This is a genomic window from Ketobacter sp. MCCC 1A13808, from assembly GCF_009746715.1.
Classification (GTDB): domain Bacteria; phylum Pseudomonadota; class Gammaproteobacteria; order Pseudomonadales; family Ketobacteraceae; genus Ketobacter.
The window spans coordinates 137,636-150,891 of sequence record NZ_VRKW01000003.1 but is presented as its reverse complement, the minus strand read 5'-3'; the positions used below and the strand labels follow the sequence as shown (position 1 = coordinate 150,891).

Genomic DNA, 13,256 nt, shown 5'->3' with positions numbered 1-13,256 from the left:
AATTTGCTTTATCAGACTTCACCGTATTGGGCTGCATTTCCCAACCAGCGTTGGATTAACCTTTCACTCCTTGCGGGATCCCGCTCCAGCAGAAGCGCAGCCATTTGCTTACTCTCTTCCAGAAGAGTTTCATCACGCAACAGGTCTGCAATACGAAAACTCATCTCTCCCGTTTGTCTGGTGCCGAGCACCTCACCTGGCCCACGTAGATGTAGATCTTTTTCTGCTATTACAAAGCCGTCGTTCGTTTCCCGCATCACTTCCAGACGCTCACGCCCCATTTTCGACAACGGCTTTTGATATAACAACAAACAAAAACTTTCCGTTGTTCCGCGCCCAACGCGACCACGCAACTGATGTAACTGTGCCAAACCCAATCGCTCTGGGTTTTCAATAATCATGACACTCGCGTTGGGAACGTTGACACCCACCTCGATGACCGTGGTGGCGACCAAAACCTGAATCTCCTCACGTTTAAAGCGATCCATGATATCCGCTTTTTGCGCCGGTTTAAGACGGCCGTGCACTAACTCAATTTCAATCTCTGGCAAAAATTTTTTCAGTTGTTCTGCAGTGTCTTCCGCAGCCTGACATTGCAACACTTCAGACTCTTCGATTAGCGTGCAAACCCAATACACTTGCCTGCCCTGCAGACAGGCATGCCGTACTCGGTCCACTACATCCAGACGACGCTGACTTTCCAGTACGACTGTTTTAACCGGCGTTCGTCCCGGTGGCAACTCATCAATAACGGAGGTATCCAAATCGGCGTACGCACTCATTGCTAACGTACGCGGGATGGGTGTTGCAGTCATAATAAGTTGGTGCGGTATCATGCCTTCGGATTGGCCTTTTTGTTTTAACGCCATTCGTTGGTGCACTCCGAACCGATGCTGCTCATCTATAATCACCAGCGCCAGATCGCGATAGTCAACCTCATCCTGAAACAGCGCATGGGTTCCCACCACCATCTGGGCAGTACCGCTTTGGATCAAAGCCAACTGTTCGTTGCGTTTTTTACCCTTTAGCTTTCCGGACAACCAGGCCACTGTCAGACCAAGCGGCTCAAACCACTCGACAAAAGCATGGTAGTGCTGTTCCGCCAGAATTTCGGTGGGTGCCATCATTACCACCTGATATCCAGCATCAATGGTCATCGCCGCAGCCCGTGCAGCCACCAGCGTTTTTCCAGAACCCACATCCCCCTGCACCAGACGTAACATAGGGTGGCTCTGCTGAAGATCCCGACACAATTCCTGATGCACTCGCTGTTGCGCAGCGGTGGGGGTAAATGCCAAAGACGCCAGCAACGATTGTTCCAATGTTGACTGCGCGGGAATCACCTGTGCACATTGCTCTTTCACCCGCTTTCTCAGCTTCAGCAAACTCAGATGGTGAGCGGTGAGTTCTTCCAGGGCCAATCGTTGTTGCGCCTTATGGGAACCATCCAACAACGCCTGAACCGGTGCCTCTGCCGGTGGCCGGTGAACGTAATGCAATGCTTCCGTCAAGGTTGGCCACTGGGCAGCGTGCATTGCCTCAACGGGCAACAATTCCGCCACGCTCTGGGCTTTGCCCAGTAATTTCAATACTTGATCACTGAGCTTACGCAAGGTAGGTTGCTGAATACCTTCCGTCGCCGGATACACTGCCGTCAATTGCGCCTCTATCGGCTCATCTGCACCCGACAACACGCGGTATTCCGGATGCGCCATTTCCTTTCCGAAGCCGGTTAAACGTATTTCACCATAACAACGCACGATCGCTCCGGTTTGAAATTGGGTTTTCTGACTGGCAGAGAAATGGAAGAAGCGAAGATTCAACTGACCGGTTCCATCCTCTATCCGGCAAATAAGGCTACGGCGTTTTCTCACCACAATATCCGCCATCAGGACCCGCCCCTGGATCAGGCCCTCGCTGCCTTCGCGAGTGGAACCGATCGGTACCAAACGAGTGCGATCCTGATAGCGGAACGGCAAGTGGAACAAAATGTCCTGCAGGTTGTGAATGCCCAAACGGGCGAGCTTTTCTGCCTGAGCCGCACCCACGCCTTTCAATTGCGTCACCGGTGTTGTGGCAAAAAAATCCGGTGTCACAGCGTCGCGGCACCCTGTAATGAGCAGCTGGTCACCGCTTCAACCAATGCCTGTATGGCTTTGGGACGGGAAAATCGTTTTCGCCACACGATCGAGACGCGGCGATAAGGTATTTTTCCGGCAAAAGGGCGTTCGACCAGGGTGTCTGTATCGTATATATGTCTATCAGTAGAGGAGCTGGGTAAAATGGTCAATCCTAAACCCGAGGCGACCATATGGCGCAGGGTTTCCAGCGACGTGCCCTGGGGAATGGTGGTTTCATCGCTGTGCTTCATAATCCCCGGGCACGCATTCAGGACCTGCTCACGAAAACAATGACCTTCACCCAGCATCAATATATTTTCTTTTTCCAATTGTTTGCGGGTGATTTTTTCTTGCTTGGCCAAGGGGTGTCCCGCCGGAATCAATACTTCAAAGGGCTCGTCGTACAAATCGTGAATCTCGACATCCGCTTCTTCGAATGGAAGCGATATAATAATGGCATCCAGCTCGCCATTACGTAGCTTCTGTCGTAAAACACCGGTGTAATTTTCTTCCAGAATCAACGGCATTTCCGGTGCAATTGGTTTAATGCTGCGGATGACGTGGGGGAAAAGGTAGGGCCCAACCGTAAAGATAGCTCCGACCCGCAAAGGCAGATTCAACTGACCTTTGCCTTCCTGAGCGATTTGTTTCACCAGCTCGGCTTCTTCCAGCACTTTGCGTGCCTGAGCGACGATGCGCTCACCCGCCATGGTGACGCGAACATCGGATCGATTACGCTCAAACAGCGCAATATCCAATTCTTCTTCCAGCTTTTTTATTGCCACACTCAGGGTAGGTTGGCTTACGAAGCAGCGTTCTGCGGCCCGCCGGAAATGACGCTCCTGTGCCAAGGTGACGATGTAGCGAAGTTCAGTTAAAGTCATGTGCCCTTCCATTGCCTTACAATCTGCCAAAACGATAGCATAAGGTGATTGAAGACAGAAGTTATTAATAGTTTAACTATCGACAAATTCGTTCCATTACCGATCAGGAAACAGATTATGCCACGCATATTATTAGCCGGTTGCGGCAAAATCGGCACCCAACTCGGGTTACTGATGGCACAGCGAGGGCAGCAACCGATCGGATTGCGTCGCTCCCGGGTTGCCATGCCGTTCACTTGTATACAGGGTGATCTTAGCCAGCCGCTAGCCGACGGGTTAATCCGTGAGCCCATTGATTATGTGGTTTATACCGCAACCCCGTCGGAATACTCAGATGCCGGGTATCAGTCGGCTTACCCAGCGGGAGTTCAGCACCTGTTAGACGCGCTATCCGGGCATGCCGTAAAGCGTTTCTTTTTCGTTTCCAGTACAGCGGTGTATCACCAGAACGATGGTAGCTGGGTGGACGAAGACAGTGCCACAGTGCCCAGCCGTTATAACGGCGTTCGCGTTCTGGAAGCAGAAACGTTATTAAAACGAAGTGCTGTCCCGTCAACCTCTATACGTTTTGGCGGAATCTATGGTGCCGGACGTAGCAGGCTATTGGACAAGATCAGGAAGGGAGCCGATGCGCAGGCCAGCCCTCCTAAATACACCAACCGGATTCATCAGCATGACTGCGTGGGGGTATTGGCTTTTCTGATCGAATGCGTGGAGTCGGGCAAAATACTGGATGAGTGTTATCTCGGGGTAGACAACAACCCGGTGGATGAATGGACTTTATATCAATGGCTGGCTGAAAAATTCAAAGCTCCGGCACCCAATCCGGTAGCGGCTGGACCCGATGCCACACAAAATAAGCGCTGCAGCAACCAGCGACTGACCTCACTTGGCTATTCTTTTTCGTTCCCGGATTATCGCAGTGGTTATGCTCAATAGATTTTTATTCACACCATGAAAGCGTTAACGCAAATATTTGGGAAAAGAATAAATGAACCGCGTCCCGCTCCGCATCGTTTTATCATTCTTTCCGCTTTGTATTCGAAGCGTTGCACCGTGCAAATTCACGATAGCGCCAATAATGACTGAACCTAAGCCTAGGGACATATCCATTACGCAATCTTTTCGCGGAATTCGATGCCGCTTTCGCACCCCGAAGGATTCGATTGCTTCCACACTCATACCAGGCCCGTCATCTTCGACTTCAATCTCAACTCGTTCTCCCTGAACCCTCAATCTAACGTGAACTTCGTTACTGGCATATTTTACCGCATTGTCAAAAGTATTACGCAGTAACCTGCGAAACAGCAGAGGGTCAACTGCCAGTATTACATCGCCTTCCAGACTGCATAGGCGCCAAGTCAACTGGGGATAGGCAATGACTCGACTCTGCACTTCCTCATTCACCAGAACATTGATATTAATTTTCTTCTGCCCGCTTTCGTAACTTGGCTCGGCAATCTCGGAGATAAAGAACAAGTCATCGAGCAGGTCAATAAAGTAGTTTAATTCAGATTGGAGCACCAGAATAAAATCAGTTTGCTGTTCAGGTGACATTTTCCCACGGTAAAGATCCAGAGTTTCCACTGCCGCTTTCATACTGGTGAGCGGGGTTCGCAAATCATGCCCTAATTCTTGCAAAAGGTTTTTCCGTGTAGCTTCGGTTTTCTTGACCCGATTGACTAACAATTCAATTTGCTCTGCCATTCCATTAAAATCGAGCTTCAGGTCATTAATTTGGCCCCATTTACTAATCTTAAATCGAGCTTTCAGATTACCTGAGTGGAGCCCCGATATTACGTCTTTCGCTTCGATAGATGTTCTGCGAAGATATAGAAATGCCACACAAAGCCCGCTAATGGCGGTGATAAAAATGCCAGTCGAAAATAAAATAATTTGAAATAGAGCTAGTCTTTTGATGGGTCTGTTTGCAGTGGGCTTGATCAACGCATAGGTGGGGCTCTGTGCATTCAGCCGTATCAGCGTCATCTCATGAAACATTTGTAACGGACCGCCGGCTCCCGATAATTGGTGCGGCTGATCCGGTTTAGGTATTTCCTGCCACTGCTCAGGGAGAGGGCTTGGTGTATTGGATGCAAGGATTTTTCCATCGCTTGATAGCACCCAAATATTAGAAGCCAGCGACGGCGATTCCACACGAAACTTTTCGAACATTTTCAATGCATCAGTGTAATCGGAGCTTTCCAGTATATTCGCCAGCAATAGATAAAGGTTTTTACGGCCTTCTTCTCTTGCGGGCTTCGTTATGCGTTGGTAACTCGCAAGGCCAACGACGCAGTATATGAGTGATACGATGATACTCAGACAGAGCAACTGAAACCAAAATCGAGATCTCATAATCTCAGGCGGTAGCCTACTCCGTATACAGAATCGATAGTTTCTGATGCATCAATGTTTTTTAACTTCTTGCGTAAGTGACTCAGATGAGAATCAATGGTTCGGTCATATATCATGGCTTCCTGATCAGTCGCTGCTAGTATTTCTTCTCGCGTAACCACGTCACCATTGCGCTCAATAAGCTTCGCCAGAATCAGCAGCTCTCTCTTGCCGAGATTAAGTTCATGTTCGCCTGACCATGCCATAAATTTACTGGAATCAATTCGCAGAGACCCAAAGCTCAATATGCTTCGATCGGATTTACTGATCAACCTTAACATTCTGGCCGAAAGTTCCCGAACACCACAGGGTTTTCGAATGTAATCGTCAGCACCGCATTCAAGGCTTTCGACAGCGGATTCTTCATCTGTTTTAGCAGTGAGAATAAGTATCGGCAACTTGGTATTAGTTGAGCGGATACGCCGACACAATTCGTAACCATTTCCATCCGGTAGATTTAGATCCAATAAAATTACATCAAAGGACTGCTGACGCGCCGCTTCCAAGCCACTAGTAAACGTTTCGCGCAGGGTAACGGAAAATCCTGCAAACGGAAGACTAAGTGACAGCGTTTTTGAAATTAATGGATCGTCCTCCACCAATAAAACTCGACTTGTTTTCATCTTATCATCACGCGCAATTTTTCGTCTATTTTATCAATTAATCACGCGCAACCAATACTTTCCACAAAAATTACAGATTTGATCATTACATTGATCGCACTGTTTACCGAATCTCTTTGTGAGAATCCAGACTCGGAGTAAGCAGAATTAAAAAAACAACCTGGAGGAACGTATCTTGACTACAAAACAATTGCTTTATTCATTGGCAGCTTCTTTAACTTTCATTCCTATCAGTCACGCAGCCGTTTACAACTGCGGAAACTCGTCCAGCTGCGGTGCGAATGATGTGAACTGCAAAAGGACTCACCGTGTTTGCAACGTGTTGAAAAGTCAATCAGCATGCGCACAATCCAAGCTCGGTTCATTTTATTGGGAGATGGGCAACGGCACTAACGTTCTTGCAGCCGGAAGAGTGGGCAATGGTCCCCTTACCAATCCTAATAACACTATTAACATTGCGTCGGCCTCAAAGTGGATCTATGCAACGTACGCAGAGGCTCGAGGCCTGGCCAATTCACCAGCACAAAAGCGCCTACTGACAATGCGGGGTGGACATAGGGCATTTACACCTACTCGGTGCTCGGCAAAAAACCAAGATGGTTCTATGCAGACCGTGTCAGAATGTCTGCAAAAGCCAGGCAATCAATATATCAATGGATCTCAAGTGAATAAATTCTATTACAACGGTGGGGGTATGCAGGACCATGCAGTTAACGTTGCCGGCTTGGGTGGATTCAGTAGCGATAATATCGGAAGAGAATATAACAGTGTTTTGAAAAATATAGGCTTTGGCTTTAGCCTCCCTGCTGTTGCAGGCGGAATGAAGATGACACCCAAAAACTATGGTTTATTTCTACAAGGCATAGTCCGCAATCAGTGGAAAACCATAGGTTATCTGGGAAAAGATTCCATTGCTGCAACTCCACCCGATGCATCAGATGGCAAACAAAACCCATCCAAGACCAATATGCGGTATTCCTACGGCCATTGGGTTGAGTCCCACACCACGCCGCTGCCCGGGGGGCCAAAAGGTGATGGGGCATTCAGTAGCCCAGGCGTATTCGGATTCTACCCCTGGATATCAAAGAACAAAAGTTTTTATGGTCTGCTATCGAGGTACAACCGCCAATCGGATGCGTTCCGGCAATCAGCTGCCTGCGGTCAACACATGCGCAAGGCTTGGCTGGGGAACTAATTGTAATACGGCTTAGAGGTTGAGTGCCGTGTTCTTAGAGGTGTTCTATTACAACCTAAATAAAATGCCCCCTTAAATATTTCTCTTGAAGGGGGCATTACATAAAGGTTTATTGTATTTCCACTTTTGCAGTGACGCTACCACCCATTTCACTGGTTATCGCTACCGAGCTTGGTGTTTGCATCACGTTTTTAAAGCTAGTTTGATAATATCCTTGAACAGCTTTCCAACTTACCTGCCCTAGCGAGGTATTTTCCCCATTTACGGCAACAGTGGCCGTGATGTTAGCACTACCCTCTGGCATAACATCGGATTCGGCGCGAACCCATAACTCATTCGTGTCACTAAAGTAGATTGCTTTTACTACGGCCAGTGTGGCTTCAGGCACCATACCGGCATCCACGGCTAAACGTTTCCAGCTCAGGCTCATGTCGTAGCAGGATGAAAACCCCGTGGTTTCATTGGCATTGCTGTCGAGCGTGTAATCATCGGCGGCTTTTTCTGGGCTGAATCGGTAACCATTGGGCAACATAAATTGCAGTTTGAGGCTGTCTTCGGCAAGGTTATCAAAGTGATATGCACCCATGCTATCGGTGGTGGTAGAGGCTATAAAGTCTCCGATGCAAGAGTGTAGGTGAACGGTCACACCTTCAAGACCCAATTCACCGGCATTCTGGATACCGTCACCGTTGCTGTCTTGCCAAACGTAGTCCCCTAGGGAGCCAGTGCCCTTAGAGGGTGGGTTATTGTCGGAGTCAGGCGTATACCTGAACAACTCTACCCCGAATTCTTCGCTATCGCCGACAAAATACAAATCACCGTTGAATTGAACAAACTTATCCGGTCTGAGGGTAAACTCACTCTTGATTGGCTCGAACATATGGGTCCCGCCCACGGTACCGTCAGTTACCCACATTTGTTGGCCGTTCACAGTATCATCAGCCAGAAAATAGTAACGGTCGTCGATGACCTTTGACGTTGCTCCAAAGCCATTGATGTAACCACTTCTTTCACCAGCAGCAATATCTTTAACGAGAGTTGTACCAGCCGCTGTATTATCGCTGACCCAAAGCTCTGCTCCAGAACTACCATCATCTGCAACGAAAACAAACTTATTCCCCAGCCTTCCAACCGGTTTTTCATCGTTAATATGTCCGGGATAAATACCAGCGAACTCACCAATTAAATTCATAGTCGAGGTGGTGCCGTCTACAGTCCAAAGCTCATATCCAGCGCTGTCATCATAGATACTTACAGCCGCAGTGTTGGTGGTGGTATTGACACTATCCGCGAAAATATGGATTTCCTGCGCGTTTTCTTTCAGCAACTGAGGAGATGAAATATCCTTAAGATCTACAATCCATAGATTGTAACCTAGTGGGGAATTAGGCACAGAAATGAGCAGTTTTTCATTGCCTAACGCTAACGCGCCAACAGCGTTTTTAAATGGTAACTGTACCGTACCATCACTGGTACCGTCTGTGAACCAAACGCTAACTTCCTGAGATATTGCATCCGTTGCGACAAAAACCGGGCCAATTGACGTTTCGGCAATCTTGGAAAGAGTATTGCGACTATCATTATACGCAAATCCGAATGTATCCCTAATCGCAGGCTTAACAGCGACAAGGCTCCCAGTATCATCAATTTTCCATAACCCATAGCCACTATTGCCTGAGCTTCTTGCTAAAAAATACATGTTGCCGTTACTGATGAAGGCGACTTCTTCATAAGTAACAAAAGAACCACCATTCGGGTGTATATCCGTGATTCTTTCAATTTCTATGTCGTTGTTTATTTTATAAAGCTCCCGACCAACAGCGCCGTTTGCTGTAAAATAACTTTCACCGTTGAAATCCAATAGCCAGCGACTAAAGCTACCAGTACTCCCCGGGTTTATATCCGCCAATAATTGAATTCGCCTATCCGTACCTTCACCTTTTACGACCCAAAACTCCTGGCCTGTATTTGCGGTTGATGCGAGAATAACCCTGTCGTCACCTAGTCTATAGTAAAAATCTGGAATCTTAATATCTGGCGTATCGTCTGTCGGCTCTCCAAAAAGATAGGGATTCTGAGACGTCACATAATCTGCCGTGTTATTTACGGTATCCACTTCGTACAGCAAGTAATGAATATAAAGGCCTGTTCTGCTAACGGCCTCCTCTCTCACAATAAAGAACAGTTTATCGTTTTCAGAATAGAAAGAATCAATATAGTAATCCGAATATCCGTAGCTACCATAATCAGCTCTGGGGAACTCTGAAATCAACAGATAGCCCTGTCCATCATCTTCCACGTAGACAGAGTTGTCTCTCGCGACGTACGTTCTTTCGTCAAAATCGGTCCTAATTTTGAAACGATTGTCGTTGCGGCCTACCATCGTCAAGTTGTTATTTGCATCAACAACATACTCATGAACGACATTTCCTATTCCTTCTGGCCCCGCAGTAAAAGATAAATTACCGTCAACCACTTCTATCGAGCTAAAAGCGCTAGACCCCTGACCTGGTGCAAAATCCTCTACCAACTCTACACCCGCTAGCGCTTGTTGACTTTGTATGACCGAAGAACTAGCTGTGATCAAAACTGCGAGTAATACTTTATCCGGTTGCTTAATCATATTTAATCCTATCAGGGTGGTTCACTTACCCTTGCCTTTTATTGCTGGAAAATCGCTTATCGAATCCCGGCGGCTTCTACTTTTCACACCATGAAAGCGTGACCGCATTAATCGATTTTTCGCTACTAGGGCAGCGATAATTTGCAAACTGATGACCATCACTACCAATATGGGGAAATTCAGAAAATTGATTATACGTTATCGGACCGCTGCTGCTCACCGATCCACTGAGCACTTCGTAGGTGATTTTTGCCTCTTTCTTCTTTCTTACTGCATTAGACAATCCGGTGGTATCCGCGTCGAATTTAAAGCCAAAGTTCACTCTGGCTGGATCGTTCACCGAGCCACAAACAGCATCTTGATAAGATAGGGTTTTTCTGACGAGGCCTTTACAATTCATTACGGGCAGCTTAAGTGGATCGAGACTATTGTCGCTCAGCTTGCCGACATCCACCATAAAATCGTTACCTCCATTTGTAGTCAGGCTTATCTCTAGCTTACGGGCTCCTTTGGGGGCGCCGGCGCTACTGTCAGAAACGTCTTCAAATTTGCTTTCAAATATACCGACGTATTCCTCCGGCACGAGCTGCACCAAGATAAAGGCATCGTCGTCACTTTCACAATCGTCACTGCCTTCGATCACATAGCCCCAGCCGTTATAGGATTCCGTTTCGATCTCATCCATAAACTGCTCAGGCATTTGACATCGTTTACCGCTCACCGGCCAGCTGCCGTGCCTTTGATAGTAGCTGAACACCATATTCAAAATGCTGTGGGTTTGTGAAAGAGAATATTCCAGCGCCATGCTTTGACTTTTGGCTTGCGAGCTGGCCGCTTGGTTGATCATAAACAGTGTGAATGCGCATATGATGAAAAGGACGTAGACCAGCGCCATGCCGTGGTGTTTTTGGATTGGGTTTGTTATTTTCATATTTAAACTACCCGCTAGTAACTCTGAGATGTAGATCTATCATAGGCTCATAATTCATAATTTTGTTTTTTACCCAGATCCGCCCAATCATGTGCTCTCGTATATTCTGAGCTTTATTTAGCTCATACCACCTTTTAGCAATCACAAGCTTGACCTCGTATTTTCTGCAATTGTGCTTGTAACTGCTTCACTTGCCGAGCTGCATATTCCAAGTCTTCAGTCAGTACTGTCGAATACTCGACACCCACTAAAGCCTCTTCTATATCCTGAAGCCTAACGCCCTGCGCAATTTCTAAATTGAGACTCATGGTCATCTTAAAACTTCCTCAAACAAACGTTTTCACCATCAATCAAATACAGTTTCTGTAAACCTTTCACCGGCTTTTCATCTAGAAAATTCAACATATCAATTGGACTCAATGGGGAATCAGTAATATTCATGATTATATCTGGTGCCTGGTGATCAACTTTATGTGTCAAATTATCCCTATTGGTGTTCGGATTTTTAGGCTTCGGAGACTATACGTCTGCGGGACTTGTATTTATGTCTAAATCAGGATTACCTTTCTTCCCGTATTAGGTAAATGTGTTACATCCAAGCCCCTATTCGACAAAATTTCTGCTGATTCATTTTGCCTATTGAGCGAACGAACCATATCGGCGTTCGCATTTGGATGAGGCTACTCAGGCTCTCTTCTTAAGGTGCCCGAGTTTACCTTCAATGATTCAGCGCTGTCTGGAAAATCAAAACGCCCAGCGCTTCACCGAGCTAAAAGCTAACTACCAATTAGTTGCCATTCTCCGCTTTGTGCTTCTTGTTGTGACAATAAAACCTTATCGTTCGTCTCGAATGCCTGTAGATCAAAATTAGCCTTTTGATTAAGCATTTTCTTTTCACCAGTGATCGCTAGAGTTTGCCTAACCTCATTACCACGAATCAGATCAAGCTCCTTGCCTATCACATCAAACTTCGGGTCATAGCCAGAGCAAGCCAGTATGGTAACCCCGTCTGATAGTTCAAATTTTTCTCGTACGCTCATTTTTATCTCCACAATTACAGCCCCTTGTCTCTAAGTATTTGAAGTATCTGAACGTCTTCATCACTAAGTCCAAGCATTTTTTGGTGATTGATCATAAAGTCTTTGACATGAGTCTCTGCACTTCCCAGGCCGCTGGTCCCTAGACGATCAGTGATGCCTAGCTTAGCCTGTGTTCCATGTAGGAACTCTTCAAACACAGCTGCTTTGCTTGGATTTTCACGAAGAAGAATATGAGTGTTATTAATGCCACCTACTGATGCCTCGGCTCCAAAGTAATCCAACATACGTAGCTCTTCAGAACCTGGTTGAGCGATAACAACATCACGCTTCTTAGAAACTGCCGATATCAGTTCTTGTGGCGCAGGTTCAACACCCATCAGATCATCGGCACTGCGCATGTTTATTTTGTTTGGAACACCCCTAACCCCCCTAGCAACAACACCCGCTCCTGCCAGCCCCGCAACGCCAGCCATAACATTATCAGGATTGCTCCAGGAATTGATAACACCATCACCGAGTGCAGCAAATGCTCCACTCGCATCACCTCGATTCAACTTGGTTATCGCTAAATTAGCCCCGGCTGCATATTCATCCGGAATGCCGGAGATACCAAAGTGATTTCCGGCTATAACTGCATGCGAGGTGGTGTTTTGCGTAAATTTATCAAGGTGATCCGGGCCAACTACCCATTCATTCCGATTATTATCATTACTTCTTATAACGTAATGATCAACCTGTAGTATTCCATCAACCACATCGCCGCTGGCATAAACATCATAGTATTTATCCCCATCTATGAAGCCTAAGAGGCCTTCAACCGCTCTGACCGATGTCCCTGGCTTCAATGCACCGTCCAATGTTGGATTGCCAGGATCATATAAAGCAGCCATTCTTTAAGCTTAACTCTAAATCATTGTCATTAACCGTGCTCTAAAACTTTCTACCTTCCCTGCTCCTTTAACCTATCGCCTCGAAAAAAGCCTGCCTATGATAAATAACTATCCAAAAATTATTATTCCTAACAAAATATTTTAAAGGCACTTTTTCCTTCCCTTCACTAAAATCAGCATTCTCCGGCAATTAAAGCATATCTTTTTGTGCCTTAATTAGTAATGACTGCACTGGTTTTTACTATCTCCTAGCAACCCTTTCGTCAAGTTCAATCTCCGCAGATACTGACTCTAAGAAATCAGATAGGTCCTTATTTTCTGTTTCCAGGCTTGCACCAAACTCTTTTACGAAACTACCAAACATTCTAAGTCCGTTAGCGTCAAGCTCATCGACACAAATCATATTCATTCCAAAAACATCGATGGTTTCGAGTAACTCTTTCCCAAATTCGGATCCACCTACTCTGTTTCGCAAGGCGTTTACAATTAAATTGAAATCGACGTTCCTCACATCAAAGGTTTTTTTCTTGCTTAGCATAATTGTTCCAGACAT

General features: G+C 46.5%; 12 protein-coding genes. 2 read left to right on the top strand and 10 right to left on the bottom strand.

What is annotated here, in order from left to right:
- Positions 1–11: 11 nt before the first annotated feature.
- Both recG and FT643_RS07515 read right to left on the bottom strand, forming a co-directional pair.
- The gene (recG, locus tag FT643_RS07520) at positions 12–2,096 is read right to left on the bottom strand and encodes an ATP-dependent DNA helicase RecG (protein WP_317621969.1); all 2,085 of its coding nucleotides are present in this window, start codon (positions 2,094–2,096) and stop codon (positions 12–14) included.
- Positions 2,093–3,004, bottom strand: a complete 912-nt coding sequence (locus tag FT643_RS07515) for a hydrogen peroxide-inducible genes activator (RefSeq protein ID WP_156870775.1) — start codon at positions 3,002–3,004, stop codon at positions 2,093–2,095. Before FT643_RS07515 ends, recG begins: the two co-directional genes overlap by 4 nt.
- Positions 3,005–3,121: 117 nt before the next feature.
- Between FT643_RS07515 and FT643_RS07510 the strand changes: the two genes are divergently transcribed.
- Positions 3,122–3,943: an NAD-dependent epimerase/dehydratase family protein gene (locus tag FT643_RS07510; RefSeq protein ID WP_156870774.1), complete on the top strand. Its 822-nt coding sequence runs from the start codon at positions 3,122–3,124 to the stop codon at positions 3,941–3,943.
- 24 nt (positions 3,944–3,967) lie between these two features.
- On the opposite strand, the gene FT643_RS07505 is transcribed toward FT643_RS07510, so the two are convergent.
- Positions 3,968–5,362 (bottom strand): sensor histidine kinase, encoded by a 1,395-nt coding sequence (locus FT643_RS07505; protein WP_156870773.1) that lies wholly within the window; start codon positions 5,360–5,362, stop codon positions 3,968–3,970.
- Positions 5,359–6,024 carry a response regulator transcription factor gene (locus FT643_RS07500; protein ID WP_156870772.1) on the bottom strand — a complete coding sequence of 222 codons (666 nt, stop codon included), beginning with the start codon at positions 6,022–6,024 and terminating at the stop codon, positions 5,359–5,361. Before FT643_RS07500 ends, FT643_RS07505 begins: the two co-directional genes overlap by 4 nt.
- Positions 6,025–6,628: 604 nt before the next feature.
- Here FT643_RS07500 and FT643_RS07495 point away from each other — a divergent pair.
- Positions 6,629–7,219: a hypothetical protein gene (locus FT643_RS07495; RefSeq protein ID WP_156870771.1), complete on the top strand. Its 591-nt coding sequence runs from the start codon at positions 6,629–6,631 to the stop codon at positions 7,217–7,219.
- A gap of 109 nt (positions 7,220–7,328) precedes the next feature.
- On the opposite strand, the gene FT643_RS07490 is transcribed toward FT643_RS07495, so the two are convergent.
- The 6 genes from FT643_RS07490 to FT643_RS07465 all read right to left on the bottom strand — a co-directional run bounded on the left by FT643_RS07490 (position 7,329) and on the right by FT643_RS07465 (position 13,256).
- Positions 7,329–9,842 (bottom strand): SdrD B-like domain-containing protein, encoded by a 2,514-nt coding sequence (locus FT643_RS07490; protein ID WP_156870770.1) that lies wholly within the window; start codon positions 9,840–9,842, stop codon positions 7,329–7,331.
- A gap of 76 nt (positions 9,843–9,918) precedes the next feature.
- Entirely contained in the window at positions 9,919–10,773 is an 855-nt protein-coding gene (locus FT643_RS07485; protein WP_156870769.1) for a hypothetical protein, read from the bottom strand.
- A gap of 134 nt (positions 10,774–10,907) precedes the next feature.
- Entirely contained in the window at positions 10,908–11,081 is a 174-nt protein-coding gene (locus FT643_RS07480; protein ID WP_156870768.1) for a hypothetical protein, read from the bottom strand.
- Positions 11,082–11,549: 468 nt separating this feature from the next.
- The gene (locus tag FT643_RS07475; protein WP_156870767.1) at positions 11,550–11,813 is read right to left on the bottom strand and encodes a hypothetical protein; all 264 of its coding nucleotides are present in this window, start codon (positions 11,811–11,813) and stop codon (positions 11,550–11,552) included.
- Between the two features lie 14 nt (positions 11,814–11,827).
- Positions 11,828–12,703, bottom strand: a complete 876-nt coding sequence (locus FT643_RS23105) for a hypothetical protein (protein ID WP_198043393.1) — start codon at positions 12,701–12,703, stop codon at positions 11,828–11,830.
- Between the two features lie 241 nt (positions 12,704–12,944).
- A complete protein-coding gene (locus FT643_RS07465) occupies positions 12,945–13,256 on the bottom strand; it encodes a hypothetical protein (protein WP_156870766.1) in 312 nt (103 codons plus the stop codon).